We start from the raw sequence: 18,627 nt of genomic DNA on the forward strand, positions 1-18,627 counted from the left end.
TAAAAGATTACAGTTTAGGGCCATAACTTAAATCACCAGCATCACCAAGACCTGGAATAATATAGCCTTTGCTCGTTAAGTGTTCGTCCACAGTAGCTATCCAAAGTTGAGTGTCGCTTGGAAAGACCTTTTCCACTTTGGCAATCCCAGATTTGGAACCAATTACCGATAGGATATGAATCTGTTTTGGTGTTCCATGACTCTTTAGGGCATTGAGCACATTCTCCAAAGTTTTTCCTGTTGCCAGCATGGGGTCGGTGAGCACCAAAACCTTACCATCCAAAGATGGTGCGGCAAAATATTTTACGATCACTTCAAAATCATCATCATCGTTGGGGTGGTGTCTGTACGCCGAAATAAAGGCATTCTCGGCCCGGTCAAAATAATTTAACATGCCCTGATGTAGGGGCAATCCGGCCCTTAGGACCGAACAAAGCACTAGGTCGTCCTTACATCCAAAGGTTTTTTTGGTGCCCAAAGGCGTTTGTATTTCTCTCGCTTCATAATCCAAGGACCGACTCAATTCATAAGCTAGAACTTCGCCTATTCGTTCAATGTTTCTTCGAAAACGCATGGAATCCTTTTGGATCTCCACATCCCTAATTTCGGAAATAAATGTATTGAGTACCGAATTGGTCTGGTCAAATTGATGTATGATCATTTGAATAGAAATTGTTTCTTTTTTAAAGGTATGGGATGTTCCTAAAATATAAAAATGAAAAACCATAGGTCCACTATGCGAACCAATTGACTGATATAGGTCATTGGAAAGAAGTAAGTTTTTTATAAAAATTTGAAAGAATCTTTTATTCAAATGATTTTTAGGTTGTACCACTAAGATTTTGTGACCATTTATGGAGTTTATCGATTATTATAAGGTTTTGGGGGTTGATAAAAAGGCGTCGCCCGAACAAATAAAAAAGGCATATCGCAAATTAGCGAGGAAATATCATCCAGATCTTAACCCGAATGATGCCGAAGCGGAGAAAAACTTTAAACGGGTCAACGAGGCCCATGAGGTACTCTCGGATACCGAAAAAAGGAAAAAGTACGACGAATATGGCAAGGACTGGCAGCACGCCGAAGCGTTTGAAAAAAACAAGCGATCCCGCACCCAATATGCTGGACAAAATGATTTTGAAGGGTATACCTATCGTCGCACTGGAGGGTCGAACCAAGATTTTTCCGATTTTTTCGAGTCCATGTTCGGTGGAGCATCAAGTTTTGGTTCCAAAGGCCAAAAGGTCCATTTTCGTGGTCAAGATTACAATGCCCAGCTCCAATTGTCGTTGATGGATGTGTACACGACACAAAAACAGACCCTTACCGTTAACGGAAAAAGTATCCGATTGACCATCCCTGCCGGTATCGAGGACGGACAGACCATTAAAATAAAAGGACATGGAGGTCCGGGAATCGATGGAGGCCCTGCCGGGGACCTTTACATTACATTTTTCATTGTAAACCATACCGCTTTTAAACGAGATGGAGCAAACCTGTACAAGACGGTTCAAATTCCTTTGGTGAAAGCGGTACTTGGAGGCGATATTCAGGTCGAAACTTTAACGGGTAGGGTTAAATTAAAACTGGCACCGGGGACCGATAGTGGCACCAAAGTTAAACTCAAAGGGAAAGGATTTCCTAAATATAAGAAAGAAGGAGAATTTGGGGACCTCTATTTAACCTATACCGTTAAAATTCCAAAGCACCTTACACAAGAACAGAAAAGCCTCTTCGAATCCTTGGCAAAGACCAATCTAGCATAGCACAGTCATGAAAAAAGAAAACTTTATATCCATCAAAACATTTTGTGAAAACCATGGGGTAGGCGAATCTTTTATCTATTCCATGTACGAATACGAAATTTTGCAGGTCCAACAGGAAAAAGAAGCGGGAATGCTCCACCTGGACGATCTTCCCCTTTTGGAAAAAATGGTGCGTCTGCATCATGACCTCGATATAAACCCGGAAGGGATACAAGCCGTACACCATCTTTTGGGGCAGGTGGAAAGTTTACAGCAAGAGGTCGCCTCACTTAAAAAGAAACTGGACAGATTGGAGTAAAATCCGATCGAGGTTTGGATATGACCTAGATCATTGGAATTAAAATACACGAAACCTAATTTTAGTCGAAATAAAAAAATGGAAATGGTACAGGGTATTGCCGAACAAGGCAGTACTTGATTTGGTAGCCAATGTCATTTTTCGCAAACCATGGATATTATGAAAAAAATACTGGTTCCCGTTGATTTTTCCGAACACTCGGAATATGCTTTGCATGTAGCCGCCATTATTGCCAAACAGCATAATGCAGGCATTGTTTTGCTTCATATGATCGGAATGTCCGATTCGGTTCTGGCCAATTCCGAGATCGCAGAGGAGGCAGAAGCCAAATACTATCTTAACTTGGCGAAGGATAAAATCAAACAATATACAGAAAAAGAATACCTCAAAGGAATATCGCTAGAGGCCATTATCCAAAACTACAAAGACTTTGAGGAGGTAAATAATGTGGCCGAAGAGAAAAATTGTGATTTGGTGGTGATGGGGTCTCACGGTACCAGCGGGATAAGCGAGCTTTTTGTTGGGTCCAATACGGAAAAAGTGGTACGTACATCCAATGTTCCGGTAATAGTGATCAAAAAACCACACCAAGATTTTACCATAAAGAAAATGGTCATGGCCACTGATTTTGCCAATAAAAGTGTATCTGCTTATATTAAGGCCGATACCTTTGCCAAATTGTTCAATGCTAGTTTAGAAGTGGTCTATGTGAATACCACAGGGGCCAACTTCATTGGATACGACATTGTGGATAAAAGACTGGAAGCCTTTAAAAAAGAGCTGGGCAAGGACGTCAACATTAATTTCTACAGTAGCCCAAGTGTAGAACGCGGAATTCTTAAGTATTGTCAGGAAAAGAATGCCGATCTATTGGTAATTCCAACACATGGTAGAAAAGGTCTGGCACATTTTGTTGTGGGCAGTTTGGCCGAAAATGTTTCCAACCATGCGCAAATGCCTGTTATGACGATAAAAATGTGATCAACGGTCAAAAAGCAGCTGTAAACGCCCCAATAAGATCAATTCCGATTTGTTGCTGCCATAAAACGAAGCTGTGATCGCTCTCGAAGTGGACATGGCCAAATTTTTGATCTTTGGGGTAAATAACAGTTCGTGCTCCGTATAAAAAGCTTCGAATTCTTCATAAATTTCCTCGGGGTCTTTTTCATATTCCAGTAGCCCATCAAAAACGGTGATTATCTGCAGTGCGGCGTCGGCACCAAATTCGTCCTCAATATCATCTACTTCCAACCATTGCTCACGGACCACCTCGTTAAATTTCTCCATTTCGTTCATATGCACACTGTGATCGGCCATGGCCATGGCATAGAATAGTTTCCCCAAATTCTGATATAGTTCGTTGCCCATTTTCGTCCTGTGTGTCATGATCTTTTGTGTTTAAGTGCTCAATCAATAAATATACTTATCAGTAAAGTTTTTCTACATGATGTAAATCAGTAAATTTATTTGCTGTTATGGAAGGATTTAAAGAAATAGATGTACTGGATATTTTATCGGAAATCATTTCTGAGGGAATCCTGATTGTGAATGACCAACATAGTATTACGGCTAGCAACCATGCGGCAAATGTAATGTTCGGCTATGGTGAAGGAGAGCTCATCGGCGAACCATTGGATGTTTTGATACCCAAAAGCTCCAGAGCCGACCATGGCAAACTTGTTTCTGGTTTTATGCAACATGGAAAGGCCCGGCAGATGGGTAAAGGGTTGGATTTGGTCGGTCGATGTAAAAATGGGGATGAGTTTCCACTGGAAATAAGCCTCAATCCTTTTAAATTGAACAGTAAAAGGTATGTATTGGCCTTGATCATGGATATCACCGAAAAAAAGAAGGCCAAAGAAACCATAGATTATTGGTTTAAAATTTTTGATGAATCCCTAAATGAAATCTATGTTTTTGATCCAGAAACATTGGTTTTTATCAATGTAAACCTCGGGGCTCAAAAAAACTTGGGCTTCAGCATGCAAGAGTTGGCACAAATGTCGGTGTTGGATATTAAACCGAGCCTTTCGGAAGCGGTAATGAGACGTTTGGTTTCCCCATTGTTGTCCAAACGCAAACAAAAAGTTGTGTTTGAAACAGAACATAAGCGCAAAGATGGATCCACCTATCCTGTTGAGGTACATTTACAGATTTCCTTTATAGGGAAACGAAAAGTATTTGTGGCCATTGTTTTGGATATTACGGAAAGGAAAAATTATACCCAGCAACTGGAGAAGACCGTCGAGGAAAGAACACAACAATTGCAAGAGGCCCTAAAGGCCGAAAAGAAGCTCAATGAACTTAAAACAAAGTTTCTCTCATTGGTGTCGCACGAGTTTAAGACGCCGTTGACCAGCATTCTCACCTCAACATCGTTATTGGCCAAATACACCGAATCCGAACAGCAAAACAAAAGGGACAAACATATTGCCACTATTAAATCAAAAGTAAAGTACTTGGATGGTATCCTAACGGACTTTTTGTCCATAGAACGGTTGGAGCTGGGCAAGGTAAAATATGAGTTAACCACATTCCCCTTGAGCAAGGTGATCAATGAGGTGATCTACGATGCCAATATGCTGCTAAAAGAAGGACAACGAATAAAATACCCGAACAATATCGATGGTATTGTATTGGATTTTGATGAGAAAATGCTTGTTCTGGCCTTATCCAATTTGGTCCATAATGCGATAAAATATTCTCCCGAGGAAACGGATATAGAGCTTAGGGTAACCATGGAGCAAGAACAATTGAATATTGAGGTGGTCGACGAAGGCTTTGGAATACCACCAGAAGACCGACCCTTTATTTTTGATAGGTACTACCGGGCCTCCAATGTACTTACAGTTCAAGGAACCGGAATCGGGTTGAATATTGTGAGGCAACATATGCATAACCTCGATGCCAATGTTACTTTTAAAAGTAACAGGGAAAAAGGATCCACATTTACACTGCACATACCAATTAAAAACAAGGAAAATGAAAAAAATCTTACTGGTTGAGGATGACACCTCGCTACGGGAGAATGTAGCGGAACTGTTGGAATTGTCCGGTTATACCGTATGTTCGGCATCAAATGGAAAAATAGCCGTTCCAATGGCCATAAAGGAATGTCCCGATCTGGTTCTTTGTGATATCATGATGCCGGAAATGGATGGGTACGAGGTATTGGAGGAATTATCTACAAAGGAATCCACAAGGTATATCCCGTTTATATTTATATCGGCAAAAACGGAAAGGCAAGATGTAAGAAGGGGTATGAACCTTGGTGCAGATGACTATTTGACCAAGCCGTTCGAAGAGGAGGAGCTATTGGGAGCCATAACCTGCCGACTGGAAAAAGCTGAACAAATGCAAGCTGTACTATCCAATGAATCCATTAATAAAAATGGGGAGGGTGAAATACGATCTCTGAACGAGCTCAAAAACTTTTTTGACGACCATGGTCAGTTGCTTTCTTACGCCAAGGACGACATTATCTACAATAGAGGAGATCATTCCAATATGGTTTACCTTATTTTAAAAGGGATCATAAAAAGCTGCGCCTTGGACGAAGAGGGCAAGGAGTTGATCACCGCTATATATTCGGAAGACGATTTTTTGGGATTTACATCCCTTACGGACCATTTGCCCTATCAGGAATATGCCATTGCCATTGAAGATGTTGAGTTAGCAGGAATCTCCAAGGAAAAGGTCAAGGCAATTTTGGAAGATAATAAAAGCGTTTCCTTGGAACTGATGGATGTAATCACCGATAATTTGTCCGACATTAAAAAACAATTGCTGCAAATGGCCTATAGTTCGGTAAGAAAGAAAACCGCACAGACCTTATTGCGTTTTTCCCGGGCAATAAACAAGAACAAACGTGGACCATTAAAAATTGCTCGCAGCGATTTGGCCGGAGTGGCAGGCATTGCCACCGAGAGCCTGATCAGAACCCTTTCCGATTTTAAGCATGAAGGACTAATTGCCATAGAAAATAGAAATATTCTTGTGTTGGAACCAGAGGCATTGGAGCAGGTCCACTAAAAAATCACGTCATAAATAGCGCAAGTGATATTTATCATTCCGTTTGTTTTAATCAATAGCAATCTTGCACCATCAATTTATGACAAATGAAGAATATTCTGGTCCCCACGGATTTTTCGGAAAATTCCATTCAGGCGCTAAAGTATGCCCAAGTGCTGCTCAGCGGAATGGAATGCAATTTCTACGTGTTATATGTTGGCACCCTACTGGATACCAAAGCTGATGCAGAATCGCTCCAAGAAAAAACGGACGAGACCAGAAAAAATACTAAAAGGCGACTGAATGATCTGGTACGGGCGGAACGTAAAAAAAGTACTAAGGCCAATCACTTTTTTTTCGCTTTGCACGAGTACGGTTTTTTTATTCCGATCATAAAAAAACATCTGGAAGAACAAGATATCCATCTTATTGTAATGGGTACCAAAGGTGTTTCCGGTTTTCGGGAAAAAGTGGTGGGGAGCAATGCCGGCGATGTTATTACCAAAGTGCAGTGCAATACTCTCGTGGTTCCGCAACATGTTGATTTGTCCAAACCCCGAGAAATAGCTTTCCCTACGGACTTTAATATATTTTATTCCTTAAAGATCTTGCGCCCCATGGTGGAAATGGTGCAGTGCAGCAATGCGAAGCTAAGGATCATGAATGCCTTGAAATATGGTGATACCCTAAGTGAAGAGCAACAGAAAAATAAGGAATATCTTATGGACTTTATGGAAGAGACCTTTCCGAAGGTGCACAGTTTTCATACCATTACCAATCAAAAGGTAAAGTCGGCCATACAATGCTTTGCGGAGAGCAGGGAGGTCGATATGATGATCATGGTGGCCAAAAACCTAAATTTTATACAACAGATTCTGTTCGATTCCATAGTGGAGCAAATAAGTTTTCATACCAAAATTCCATTTTACGTAATTCACGAGTAGTGTTTTAATTAAATCGTTCGGTTGGTTTTTGTGTGTGATACCTAAACCGATAATCCTCAAGTTTTTGTGATAGGTGATGGAAATCATAGTATATAATAAACTAGCTAAATAGCTTTGTTACGATAAGGGATTTTTAATAATTGAGCTATGTTCAGAGTTGTATTGCCCACCGATTTTTCAGATAATGCATTCCATGCCATTTCCTATGCAGTAAAACTGTTGGAAAAGTCCACTTGTATTTTTTATCTGGTACATGCATATACCCCACCAGTGTACAGGGCCGATTATACTTTGGGCAGCCCGGGCCAATTGGGATTGCCTGATACAGAAAAGTACAAAGCCGAAGAAGCTTTGGAAAAAACAAGGCAAAAAATCAAGGCACAGTTCAATATACCGACCCACACGTATGTAACCCACGCTGCTTTTAATTCGTTGGCAGATGAAATCGCATCCATAACCAATAAGGAGAACATCGATTTTGTGGTAATGGGCACACAAGGGGCAACAGGAGCGAAGGAAATTTTATTTGGCTCCAATACGGTGCATGTAATTCAGAGAACTAGTGTTCCAATTCTTGCCATACCCTCGTTTTTTGAGTTTAAACCCCCACACAATATATTGTTTCCAACCGATTTTGAAGTAGATTACGATAAGGCCAATATTGATTTTTTACTCAAGCTTTCCAAACTATGGCATGCTAAACTGCATGTTTTACATGTATCATCGCCAAGCGGATTGGATGCCGATCAAGAAAAGAACAAAACCTATTTGCAGGGCATGTTGTTAGAAGAGAATACTGTTTTCTACGATTTACCGGACCAAGAACTGATAGAAGGCATCAATGGGTTTCAGAACAAGGCCCAAGTCGAACTGTTGGCCATGGTGAAAAACAAACACTCATTTATTGAACGCCTTTTTATAGAACCGATCATTAAAAATATAGGGTTACATGCCAGAGTTCCTTTTTTGGTTCTCCCCTATAACCAATAATTAAATTATGTTACAGATTTTAGTACCCACCGATTTTTCAAACAATTCTTACAATGCGCTGTTCTATGCCGCTAAATTGTTCAAGAACAAGAAAAGTACATTTCATATTGTAAATGTGTGCAGTACCAAGAACGATCCAAAAAAGGAAGAGGCCCAATTGGAATCGGCCCAAGGATTGGATGCATTGGTACATCGGCTGATCAGGGATGTAGGAGAGAATTCGAACCATGACTATAAAAAAATATCGCTATGTTCGGATTTATCCGAGGGGATTGCTGATTATGCCAAAACAAACAAAGTGGACCTTACCGTAATTGGAAACAAGGCACAAGAAGAAGTCAAACATATTCTGTTCGGGAACAATGCCATGCAGTTAGTTCGAGAAATAACCCATTGCCCTGTATTGATCGTGCCCTTGGAAATCGATTTTAAAAAGGTGGATAAACTGGCTTTTACATCCAATTATACCTATCCTATTGCAGAAGAAAATAGTAAGGCCATCATTTTTTTTAGTGAATTGATGGATAGTGTTGTTGTGCCAATGCGCATTCAAGAAAATAAAGGGAACGATACTGCCGAAAAGAACAGAACCCAATTTTTAAATGCGATTGCCCATAAAAGTGGAAAAGAGGTCGAGTTGCCCATTTTCGATGGCAAGGTGAACACGATTTTGGAATTTGTAGATCTCTGGAAAATAGATATGCTCTGCATGGTGTACTACCCGCACCACTTCTTTTTGGAGTTTATAGGCAATGGCATTATAAAGGAACTGAATACCAAATTAAAAGTCCCTTTTTTAATTTTGCCCAACCGCCAAAGTTGACGAAAATCATGGCATAACCTATTGAATCATACTAAATTTCAGGAAAATGAGATTACGTATGGACAAAAGGATTTTGTTGCCTACCGATTATTCCAAAAATGCATTGAACGCCATTAGGTACGCCTTGGAGTTGTATAGAAATGTACACTGCGACTTTTATATTCTCAATGCGTTCCATATATCCAGCTACACCTTGGATAGCATGAGGGTCCCGGAAACAGGCGAACCGTACTACGAAGCTGCAAAACAAGAAGCGGAAGCAGGTATGGAGCGACTAATGCAAATGGTCAGACTCCATCCACAGAACCATAAGCACGAATTTCATACCATAACGACCTTTAACAGTGTTACCGAGGCGATCAGAAATGTTGTCGATAAAAAAGATATCGACATGATCATCATGGGAACCAAAGGTATCACCGAATCCAAGGCTCGGATATTCGGCACCAATACTGTAAATGTAATGGAACGGATCAGGGAGTGCCCCGTAATTGCAGTGCCCAATAATTATATGTTCGAAGAACCAAAGGAAATTGTTTTTCCTACCGATTATAAATCCCCTTTTAAGAAAAAAGAAATGGCAGATGTAATCGAGTTGTCACAATTGTTCAATGCTACCATCCATGTATTGCACATTGATAAGAACAAAGACGGTAAACTGGACAGGAAAGAGCAAGGCAATAAGGAATTGCTCCAAGAAATTCTGGAAGGGGTAGCGTACCGGATGCACTTTGAGCCTGCAGCTAAGATCAGTGATGGGATCAACGCATTTGTCGATAGGCACAAATGTGATATGATTGCCTTTTTGAACAGAAAGCACTTATTTTTTGGAAGCATACTTACCAATCCTTTGGTGAAAAAAATAGGGTACGACCCCAAAGTGCCCATATTGGAACTTAACGATAACTAAAAAATTGTAACTATGAAACAGATAGGAATTTGGTTGGATAAACAAGAAGCCAACGGCGTAATATTGGAAAACGGGAAGGAAAGTCTTTTTACCATTCCATCGGAACTCGATTTTTTTAACCCAAGAGGCGGTTCCCGATCCAAGACCAAATGGGGTCCGCAAGATGTGGTTCAGGACAGTAAATACCTTGAAAAGGAAAAGCATCAACTAAGAAACTATTTTGAGAAGATTGCGGAAAAAATTTCCGATGCGGACGAGATAGCCATATTTGGTCCTGCCGAAACACCGGAAAAATTGGTTGGGGCTTTGCAGACGAAACATCCTGGCTTGGCCAACAAAATAAAGATGACCAAAACTACGGACAGTATGTCCCAAAACCAGTTTAAAGCGTTGGTAAAACAATCTTTTGGTCTGGACGACCGATATCCTACGGGTAAATAAAAGTGAGCAAAATGATTTAGATCATTTTAAAACTAAGGGCTAAACCCTATTTTCAAAGGTAAAATTCAATCGAACTCCAAGATAATGGCATGGCAGAGGAAAATAGAGATGATGCGAGACGATCTTCAAAACTGGAAATCTTACATTCAGTTTATCGGGGACGAGATGGTGTTTATCCAAAAATTACTTGACTCTTACATTTTTGAACCAAGAACGCCCAACCTGTTTGAACGGTTGGAGAACTTTAAACAGCTTTTCAACGCTTCAAAGCAGAAAAGGGCATCGCTACTGGAATCCATCAAAATACATGGGAATAGACTTGGCGGTATTTTTGAATGTACCCAAGAAGAAAGCGATAGTCAATACTACGAAAATCATCTGGACCTGAAAGCAAATGTCACGGGCTATATCAAATCCTATCTTGACCAAAAAAAGGAAGTTTACGAATATGCCGGATCTATACTAAAGAAAAAGAAGCCCTAGTGCTGGCATGATCAAAAGGGTATACCTCCTTTGGTCTGTGCCGGATTGTTACATGCTCATTAACCATTAAAGAATGTAATTACGTATACTATGGAAGCAAAACCCATTAAAAGAAAGTTTAGGGAATGGTTCAGTGCAGATGAGTTGCACCAAGAATCCAAAGAATGGTTCTCCGAATTGCAATTTGCCGCGGACGAGCAACAGTTTTTGAACCATATGGTCAAAGATTATACTTTGGATATTATAGATTCCGATATGTTCAAGACCGTTCAGCCTGTTGTGGAAAACTTGAACAAAATGGAGAAACAGTTGGTGGAACTCCTCAAGAAAGTACAATTGCACGAAAACCAACTTCAGATCATGGTGGACGATATCAATCAAGAAAAAATGGAGTCCGCCTATTTGGACACACATAACGATCTGGGCATGGAAGTGTCCGATTATATTATAAAATATAGGGAGTCCAAAATCAGGATTTTTGATATCGTGTCCGATGTTATCAAGCGCAAAAAACAAAAAAGATCGCTCAATTAACCCAAGTTATACCAAAAAACATGAAAGTACTTGTTTACAGTGCCAAGGATTTTGAGATAGAATATTTAAAAAAAGTGAACGATGGCAAACACAACTTAAAGTTTGTGCCGGAAGCGCTCAATACCACGACCGCGGTAATGGCAGCTGGCTTCGATGCCATCTGTATATTCTCCAATGATGATGCCTCTTTGGTGGTACTGGAAATTCTTCAGGATCTGGGAGTAAAATATATAACACTACGATCTACGGGCTACAATAATGTAAGCGTTAAGTCTGCCAAGCGAATCGGGCTCAAAATCGCTTACGCTCCGGAATATTCGCCACATGCCATTGCGGAACATACAGTGGGACTTACTTTGGCACTAAATCGGAAGTTGATTTTGGCCAATGCCCAGGTGCACCAATATAATTTTATGTTGGACAATCTGATCGGTACTGAGATCTTTGGCAAAACCGTGGGTATTTTTGGAACAGGTAGAATAGGCTCTATTTTAGTAAAGATCTTTCATGCTTTCGGGTGTAAAGTATTGGCGAACGATATAGAACGTAACCAGTATTTGGAAAACCATTACGAAGTGGAGTATGTTCCCTTGGAAGTACTGTGCCGTAGATCGGATATAATCAGTATCAACACGCCATTGACCTACGAAACACACCATGTTTTTAATGAAACGCTGTTCTCCGTTATGAAAAAGGGGGCATTGTTGGTGAACACAGCTCGCGGTGGGATCGTAAAGACCAATGATGTTATAACCGCCCTTAAAAATGGAAATCTTGGAGGGTATGCAACCGACGTTTATGAACAGGAAAGGGGTGTTTTCTTTAAGGATAACGGTAAATCGGGCATTGCCGACGAGCTTTTGAAAGAGTTGATCGATCTGCCGAATGTGTTATTGACCCCTCACCATGCATTTGCAACCAAAGAGGCGCTTGAGCGCATTGCGGAAACCACCATTTATAACTTGGATTGTTGGGAAGAGGGCAGGAGCTGTAAAAACGAATTGGAGTTTCAGACAATCACTTTATAGAAGCGGACTTAAAAGTTTGGCAAAACCTTCAATCAGTTTTTTGCCCCATGAGCGCGATTTAAATTTTTCGTAATCGGACAAGAGGGTGGACTTATCACAATCCGACAAAAAATCGGATTTCATTTTGCGGCAAAGCTCGTTGTCGTAGACAAAAACTTGTGCCTCATAATTCTGCTGCAGGCTCCTGTTGTCCAAATTGGCCGTTCCAATGCTTGCAATCTCATCGTCGCACAACATTACCTTGCTATGTAAAAAGCCTTCTTCGTACAGATAAATTTTTATACCTGCCTTTAGATAAGATTCAAAATAGGCACGTACACACCAATCCACCAACTTGATATCGGTACTGGAGGACATTAATATCTTTACATCCACCCCGCTGAGCGCTGCGGTGATCAATGCTTGTAAAATGGCGTGGTTGGGAATAATATAGGGATTAACGATGTAGAGGTATTTTTCCGCACTGTTTATTATGGAAAAATACACTTGCTCCATAACATCAAAATCGTCGTCGGGGCTACTGGGAACAATTTGGAGCGATGTGCATTTTTTTTGCGTCCGGTAGATCTTTAATGTATTCAGATCTACTTTTTTTGCACTTGCCAGAAACCAATCGGTTACAAAAGTGCGGTTGAGGAAGTCCACAGCTTCGCCTTCAATTTTTAAGTGGGTATCGTGCCATTTGCCCAGAGCGGGATCTCCTTTCAGATATTTGTCGGAAATATTGATCCCCCCCGTAAACCCGATCTTATTATCGATCACTATGATCTTTCTATGGTTTCTGTAGTTAAGGGAAGAAAGGAATCTTCCAAATTTAAAAGGTAGGAACTGTGCCGTCTCCACCCCGATGCCCTTGAGTTTTTTTAAATACTTTTTGCTTAGGGAGTAGCTGCCAATACCATCATAAAGGAGGCGAATGGTGACATTTTCGGCTATCTTTCTTTCAAAAACCTCCAATAATTTATCGGCCAAAAGACCGTCCTCGAAAATATAATATTGCAAATGAATATGCTCTTTGGCTTCCTCCAAGGCATTAAAAATGCTTTCGAAAGTGTTTCTTCCATCTTTGAGCAATTCTAAATGGTTATAACAGGTAACCGGGCATTTGGAGGTATTGCTGATCAAAGAGGTTATTTTTTCCTTGTTTGCTGAGATCCCTGGACGACAATCTTCATTTTTAAATTGATCATTTGGAGCAGTTTGATGTTTTTGGGAGAACATTTTGCTTTTCCGTCGGTTTCGACCAAATAAAATATAAAGAAGTGCGCCTGCCACTGGGATGGTAAATATGGCCAAAAGCCAAGCCAGCGTTTTACTGGGGCGTACACCGTTCAGCAAAAGGCTGATCACCATTGTTAGGGAGATGATTACATAAAGTGTAATAAGAATGGGAACGAGCATCTTTGTAATGGATACAATTTGTAAACCACCGACAAGTTAGCAAAAGAAAATGGCGCTTGTAAGCGCACAACCAATAAACGTAGAAATTCTTTTTAAAATAAAAGAGTGCTACTCAAGGGCCCGAACGAGAGTCTGGTTTAATATTTAATAGAATGTCCCGTTTCAAGAAGCTTCTTTGCTTCTTTCCAGTTAGGTAATTTTTCAGAATCAACAGTTACGGTCCTAATTTCCCGGGCAATCTGTTTGCCGATTTTCATCGCCTCTAAATGAGCTCCGCTTTTGGTAAATTGTTTTAGTTCTTTTTCACTTTCCCATAGGGTCATCGTGTAATGGGTATTCCATAATCCTCTTTTTTTAAAATCTTTACAGTTTGTTGCTTTTAACTGTTTAATAACTTTTAGAGCGTTAGCCGATAATGCGAAAAATTTCAGTGGTCCTTTTAAGCGGATTGATGTTATTGTTGCTTTCATGTTGTAATTGTTGCTCTGTTCAACTATAGATTGATTTTAATAAAGATTACGAAAGCTCGTGATTTTTAATTACAATTACAGTTCGGGATGTATACTTACCTGTTTTGACTTTACCTATGCCCATTTTGAATTGATGATTCATCTCGCTTTGACCGATATTGCCAAAAAAGTCTAAAGGTATCCTTCAGAAGAGATAAATTATAAACAAGGTTATTTGATCAAGTTAATGTGCCGGATATTTTTCATTATCTCAATTCGATTGATCAGAGAATCAATGATCAATGCATAAAGTTCATCGCCCAAGAGTTCATCCTCTACCCCAAAATCAATGTTCGGGTTGTCGTTTACCTCTATCACATACACTTTATTGTCCACAAATTTAAGGTCTACCCCGTACAATCCATCCCCAATTAACGAAGATGCTTTCACAGCTGTATTTAAGATCTGTTCCGGTACCTGTTCTATGACCACGGTTTCATGGTTGCCGGACTTTTCTTCCTCTTCGCTGCTCCAATTATAAATTTGCCAATGATCTTTGGTCATAAAATACTTGCAGGCATATATTGGCTTGTTGTCCAGCACTCCTATTCTCCAATCGAAGTCCGAGTATAGAAATTCCTGTCCAATTACCATATCCGTTTTTTTAAAAAGGGACTTTAGTTGGTGTATTGCTTCGGTTTTATCGTTCACTTTTATCACCCCTAAGGAAAATGCGCTATCGGGCTGCTTTAAAACGGCCGGATAGTTCAACTGTTCCAGAATGTTATCTTCGGACATATTTTTTGTTAGGGCAATGGTCTTGGGTGTCCTGATTTTATTTTTCTTAAAGAGTTCATGCTGATAAATCTTATTCGAACACCGTAAAATGGACCAAGGGTCGTCTATTACCACCAAACCTTCGGCATAGGCCAAACGAGAAAGTTCGTAGGTATAATGGTTTACATTGGTGGTTTCGCGTATCAAAAGTGCGTCGAACTCGTTTATTTTGTTGATGTCGTTCTTGCTTATAAACTCCACATACATCCCTTTTTTGTTTGCGGTTTTGCGGAATTTTTCAAGGGCCTCCTTATTGGATGGCGGATATTCCTCAAAGGGGTTGATCAATATGGCAAGATCGTACTTGTAATTGTTCAACTTTGGAAAATGGTACCGCTTTTTATTGAAGTATTTTTGGGCGGCATGGTACACCATATCTTTCTTTTCGGTGTTTAGGTCCTTAAAAGTCAAGACTTTTATATTTTTAATGATCCATTTTTCCGCTTTAATAAAATTGATGGAGAACAATGGGACTTCAAAAACCTGGAACAATTTGGTAGCCAATGTTTTGTATGCAGGAATAGATGTTTGTCCAAAATAGACTTCCAATAGGATGCTTTCCCCTTTATCCTTGCCAAGAACACGGTTTACTTGTTCGTTGAGCTCGTATGAAAGAGATTGTACCACATTGGCCAATTGCACATCTTTAATTGTGGACGAACTCGGAATGGCGCGCTGTCCTCTAGCCGATGCTAGTAAAGATACATAGTACCCAAAACTTTGATACTTGTACGAACTGCACAAATTAAAAACCCTAAAATTCGAATTGTTCTGGTACAATGGGTTATTGATGTAATCCTTTACCGAAATCACCGTTGCCTTTATTTCGGATTTCTCCCAAGAATAAGGTCTATCGATAACGATTAGGTTTTTAGTGTCGTGGTCTGTGCTGGCTGATCCTATTCGCATACCCATTTTAAGGGCATCTTCGTTGGGTCGGTAATAATCTTTTAGTGTTTTGATCACCAAAAACCCGTTGGAGAGATACCAATCCACCAGTTTTTCATTTTTTGCCCTAACTTCCAAGGTGATGCTCGTAAAATTTTTGGACAAAGCAAATGCTTTTATATGTTCTAAAATTTTGGAGCCAATGCCATAATTTCGAAATTCGGGTAAAATACTGATTGAGTACAGCCGGAGCATGTGCTTGTATTTGAACAAAATGGCCGAGCCGATCCTTTGACCTGTAATGTCTGCATCTTCCACAATTATTATTTCCTGAAAAGAACTCTTGATCCCTTTTTTTAGATTGGCCTTTGTAGTTTGCTGAAAATCAGGGAACGATTTCTTTTCGAGCATTAAAAGGAAATCTACATCATTATGGTCCGCTATGCGAAAATATAACTTCATCTAATTGGAATATGCTGATCTAGGAGCCTGTCTACTAGTACAGTTTTAAAGGTAAAGGTATAATTCATTTGAATACACTGATCAAATAAAAATTGGTGTTTACCGATTAAATGAAGTTGTTTTTTTTGATTTAAGGTGGTAATCTAAAGAGTATCCATAAGCCCAAAACAAAGTTGGTCAATATGTATCATGGGGTCTCCGAGTGCAGAAACGTTGGATAGTACAATAACCCCATTCTTGTTTTCCGTGTTCATAACCAAACAGGAGGTATAACCGCCCGTTCCTCCATTATGCCAAATCCACTTTTCGCCTAATGGTTCCGTGCGTATGTGCCAACCTAAACCAACACTGGATCTATCGTTAATGGTATGGGTCTTGATTCTGGTAAGTGCCAAAGCTCTACTCTCGTCATCAAAATGGGCCGTAACAAATTTGGAGAGATCTTCTGTGGTAGAAATTATATCCCCAGCACCGGATAGCGATGCCAAGTTCCAGTTTTTCACAGGTTTTCCTTCAGGACTTTGGCCTTCGACTAAAAAAGTGGATACATTTTCGCTCCCGATAGTGCTGTTGGGCATATTATATTTTAAAAATATTCTTTCCTGGAGCAGCTGGTTCAAGGTTTTTTTTCCAATTTTAGATAAGGTATGGCCCAATAGTCCAGCACCTAAATTGGAATATTCATATTCACCACCTTCATCGAAAGATAATTCCATTTCGTTGGCCAAATATGTTTTTAACTTTTCTGCATCGTAATCGGAAAATGGGTCTTGGTCACTAATGTCAAAGTCAAGGTTGGAGGGCATGCGTGGAAGGCCCGAAGTGTGGTTCGCCAAGGCCTTGAAAGTAATGTCTTGCCCATTGTTGAACTCAAAATCATAGTAGGGGTTTATGGAATCGTCCAGCTGTACTTTGTTTTCCAGAACAAAGTCCGCAAGTAGGGTAGCATTGAAAACTTTCGTGATAGATCCAATCTCAAATGCATTTTGTTGATTTTTAATGGTAAAAATGGTGTCGTTCCTTTTTTCGACACCGTAAAATTTCACATTGCCATTTTCAATAAGAGCAAATGCAAGTTGGGTATTATCGGGAAATACTTTGCTATGTTCAAAAATCAGCTCGGATTGTGTGTCCGTTATCCTTTCATCATTCAGGGTTTGATTGTTGACTATTTTGTTTGTCTGCGAATTACCGCAACTCAAAACCAGAGAAAGGATGGTAAAAAGAAGTAAAAATGAATTTTTCATGGTAAGTTTTGATGTGTGCCCAACTTTTGATTTATCCTAAAGGGATACGTTTAAATTCGGAGTCGGTTACAATGGCTGTCCCTTACCTTTTTGAGTTTTATTTTTTCAAAAACCAAAAGACGCCCAAAGGGCGCCTTAAAAATAATCTTTTATGTAGGGTTCTAACTTAGATGAGAACCAATTAACAACTCTTCTCCTAATTTTGAACCTGGTTTATATAAATGTTAGAGTCCCTATAACCCAAACAGCACACCGAAGTTCAAACTGCTTCTTGTGTTTCTTACGGTTTCTCCAAGATTTTCTTCAAAAATGTCAACGAATCCAGATTGACCGTCAAACTCAAAGAACAATTGTGTATTGTTGTTTATTCTAAATTTATATCCAATGCCCAAAGCAAGACCCAAATCGGTACTTTTAAAGGCTTCTTTTACATCTATTCCCAATTCTGAATCCTTTGCACTTATCAAAAGCCCCAAGTACGGACCAAAATTCAAATACCAATTTCTATTGGAACCAAAATGCCAGTTTGCCATAATGGGAATGGACAAATAGTTTAATTTAAAATTTGTGGCGGTAAAGTTATTGTTCTCTTCATCATTAATAAAGCCATCGGCCCAACCTTTACTATCATAGATAAGCTTTCCTTTTAAACCCCATCGGTCAGAAAAGTAATATTCACCGGATATACCAGTATTAAATGAGATTCTAGTATTGGCGTTGTCTTGACCATCTATGGTAGAAACATTGGCCAAATTCAATCCGGATTGTATTCCAAATTCAAATTCTCCATTGTCTTGTGCATTTACTTTTAAAAATGCAATTAAACTGAGTACTACTAGGGATACTTGTTTTTTCACTTTTAATGTTTGTTGATTACAGTTGTTTGGATGATTGTCGGCAAATCAAGAAAATTTGTGGTCTGAAACGCCAAAGCAATCGTGTGCAAAACTTGTATTTTCTAAACAATAAAAAAGAAACAATTGACGAATGTACCCAATCAATTGATAGAACCACCTTTTCAATTGATACTGTCATCATAACAAGTAAAAAGACGCCCAAAGGGCGCCTTTTTAGTTTATAATATCACATCGGACGGAGTCGAGATATGAATAAAT

At 39.7% G+C, this 18,627-nt stretch carries 20 protein-coding genes; 13 read left to right on the forward strand and 7 right to left on the reverse strand.

What is annotated here, in order from left to right; genetic code table 11:
• Nucleotides 1-7: 7 nt before the first annotated feature.
• On the reverse strand, nucleotides 8-661 hold the full coding sequence (gene upp, locus MJO53_RS12580; protein WP_224834897.1) for a uracil phosphoribosyltransferase: 654 nt from the start codon (nucleotides 659-661) through the stop codon (nucleotides 8-10).
• A 193-nt stretch (nucleotides 662-854) separates the two neighbouring features.
• Between upp and MJO53_RS12585 the strand changes: the two genes are divergently transcribed.
• The 3 genes from MJO53_RS12585 (at nucleotide 855) to MJO53_RS12595 (ending at nucleotide 3,045) form a co-directional block, all read left to right on the forward strand.
• A complete protein-coding gene (locus MJO53_RS12585; protein ID WP_252079328.1) occupies nucleotides 855-1,766 on the forward strand; it encodes a DnaJ C-terminal domain-containing protein in 912 nt (303 codons plus the stop codon).
• Nucleotides 1,767-1,773: 7 nt separating this feature from the next.
• The gene (locus tag MJO53_RS12590) at nucleotides 1,774-2,064 is read left to right on the forward strand and encodes a chaperone modulator CbpM (RefSeq protein WP_252079329.1); all 291 of its coding nucleotides are present in this window, start codon (nucleotides 1,774-1,776) and stop codon (nucleotides 2,062-2,064) included.
• Between the two features lie 159 nt (nucleotides 2,065-2,223).
• Nucleotides 2,224-3,045 carry a universal stress protein gene (locus tag MJO53_RS12595; protein WP_252079330.1) on the forward strand — a complete coding sequence of 274 codons (822 nt, stop codon included), beginning with the start codon at nucleotides 2,224-2,226 and terminating at the stop codon, nucleotides 3,043-3,045.
• Here MJO53_RS12595 and MJO53_RS12600 read toward each other — a convergent pair whose 3' ends face one another.
• A complete protein-coding gene (locus tag MJO53_RS12600) occupies nucleotides 3,046-3,450 on the reverse strand; it encodes a hypothetical protein (protein WP_224834893.1) in 405 nt (134 codons plus the stop codon).
• An 89-nt stretch (nucleotides 3,451-3,539) separates the two neighbouring features.
• On the opposite strand from MJO53_RS12600, the gene MJO53_RS12605 reads away from it, so the two are divergent.
• The 10 genes from MJO53_RS12605 (at nucleotide 3,540) to MJO53_RS12650 (ending at nucleotide 12,228) form a co-directional block, all read left to right on the forward strand.
• On the forward strand, nucleotides 3,540-5,069 hold the full coding sequence (locus MJO53_RS12605) for a sensor histidine kinase (RefSeq protein ID WP_252079331.1): 1,530 nt from the start codon (nucleotides 3,540-3,542) through the stop codon (nucleotides 5,067-5,069).
• Nucleotides 5,047-6,096 carry a response regulator gene (locus tag MJO53_RS12610; protein WP_252079332.1) on the forward strand — a complete coding sequence of 350 codons (1,050 nt, stop codon included), beginning with the start codon at nucleotides 5,047-5,049 and terminating at the stop codon, nucleotides 6,094-6,096. The genes MJO53_RS12605 and MJO53_RS12610 overlap by 23 nt, the downstream gene beginning before the upstream one ends.
• 86 nt (nucleotides 6,097-6,182) lie before the next feature.
• Nucleotides 6,183-7,019: a universal stress protein gene (locus tag MJO53_RS12615; protein ID WP_252079333.1), complete on the forward strand. Its 837-nt coding sequence runs from the start codon at nucleotides 6,183-6,185 to the stop codon at nucleotides 7,017-7,019.
• A gap of 147 nt (nucleotides 7,020-7,166) precedes the next feature.
• Nucleotides 7,167-8,009, forward strand: coding sequence for a universal stress protein (locus MJO53_RS12620; protein WP_252079334.1), 843 nt, complete (start codon nucleotides 7,167-7,169; stop codon nucleotides 8,007-8,009).
• A 7-nt stretch (nucleotides 8,010-8,016) separates the two neighbouring features.
• Nucleotides 8,017-8,832 (forward strand): universal stress protein, encoded by an 816-nt coding sequence (locus MJO53_RS12625; protein WP_252079335.1) that lies wholly within the window; start codon nucleotides 8,017-8,019, stop codon nucleotides 8,830-8,832.
• Nucleotides 8,833-8,878: 46 nt separating this feature from the next.
• Nucleotides 8,879-9,742, forward strand: coding sequence for a universal stress protein (locus tag MJO53_RS12630; protein WP_252079336.1), 864 nt, complete (start codon nucleotides 8,879-8,881; stop codon nucleotides 9,740-9,742).
• Between the two features lie 12 nt (nucleotides 9,743-9,754).
• On the forward strand, nucleotides 9,755-10,183 hold the full coding sequence (locus tag MJO53_RS12635) for a hypothetical protein (protein ID WP_252079337.1): 429 nt from the start codon (nucleotides 9,755-9,757) through the stop codon (nucleotides 10,181-10,183).
• An 84-nt stretch (nucleotides 10,184-10,267) separates the two neighbouring features.
• Nucleotides 10,268-10,666, forward strand: a complete 399-nt coding sequence (locus tag MJO53_RS12640; RefSeq protein WP_252079338.1) for a hypothetical protein — start codon at nucleotides 10,268-10,270, stop codon at nucleotides 10,664-10,666.
• A 90-nt stretch (nucleotides 10,667-10,756) separates the two neighbouring features.
• A complete protein-coding gene (locus tag MJO53_RS12645; protein WP_252079339.1) occupies nucleotides 10,757-11,200 on the forward strand; it encodes a hypothetical protein in 444 nt (147 codons plus the stop codon).
• Nucleotides 11,201-11,220: 20 nt separating this feature from the next.
• Complete coding sequence (locus tag MJO53_RS12650) at nucleotides 11,221-12,228, forward strand: 2-hydroxyacid dehydrogenase (protein WP_252079340.1); 1,008 nt, start codon at nucleotides 11,221-11,223, stop codon at nucleotides 12,226-12,228.
• Here the strand turns inward: MJO53_RS12650 and cls are convergent.
• The 5 genes from cls to MJO53_RS12675 all read right to left on the reverse strand — a co-directional run bounded on the left by cls (nucleotide 12,223) and on the right by MJO53_RS12675 (nucleotide 18,369).
• A complete protein-coding gene (cls, locus tag MJO53_RS12655; RefSeq protein ID WP_252079341.1) occupies nucleotides 12,223-13,629 on the reverse strand; it encodes a cardiolipin synthase in 1,407 nt (468 codons plus the stop codon). The genes MJO53_RS12650 and cls overlap by 6 nt on opposite strands.
• Nucleotides 13,630-13,766: 137 nt before the next feature.
• Entirely contained in the window at nucleotides 13,767-14,099 is a 333-nt protein-coding gene (locus tag MJO53_RS12660; protein WP_224834881.1) for a DUF3291 domain-containing protein, read from the reverse strand.
• A gap of 210 nt (nucleotides 14,100-14,309) precedes the next feature.
• Nucleotides 14,310-16,265, reverse strand: a complete 1,956-nt coding sequence (locus MJO53_RS12665) for a GNAT family N-acetyltransferase (protein WP_252079342.1) — start codon at nucleotides 16,263-16,265, stop codon at nucleotides 14,310-14,312.
• Nucleotides 16,266-16,408: 143 nt separating this feature from the next.
• Nucleotides 16,409-17,512 carry a serine hydrolase domain-containing protein gene (locus tag MJO53_RS12670; RefSeq protein ID WP_252079343.1) on the reverse strand — a complete coding sequence of 368 codons (1,104 nt, stop codon included), beginning with the start codon at nucleotides 17,510-17,512 and terminating at the stop codon, nucleotides 16,409-16,411.
• A gap of 233 nt (nucleotides 17,513-17,745) precedes the next feature.
• Nucleotides 17,746-18,369, reverse strand: coding sequence for a porin family protein (locus tag MJO53_RS12675; RefSeq protein ID WP_252079344.1), 624 nt, complete (start codon nucleotides 18,367-18,369; stop codon nucleotides 17,746-17,748).
• Between the last annotated feature and the right edge of the window lie 258 nt (nucleotides 18,370-18,627).

This window comes from Flagellimonas marinaquae (assembly GCF_023716465.1).
GTDB classification, from domain to species: Bacteria; Bacteroidota; Bacteroidia; order Flavobacteriales; family Flavobacteriaceae; genus Flagellimonas; species Flagellimonas alginolytica.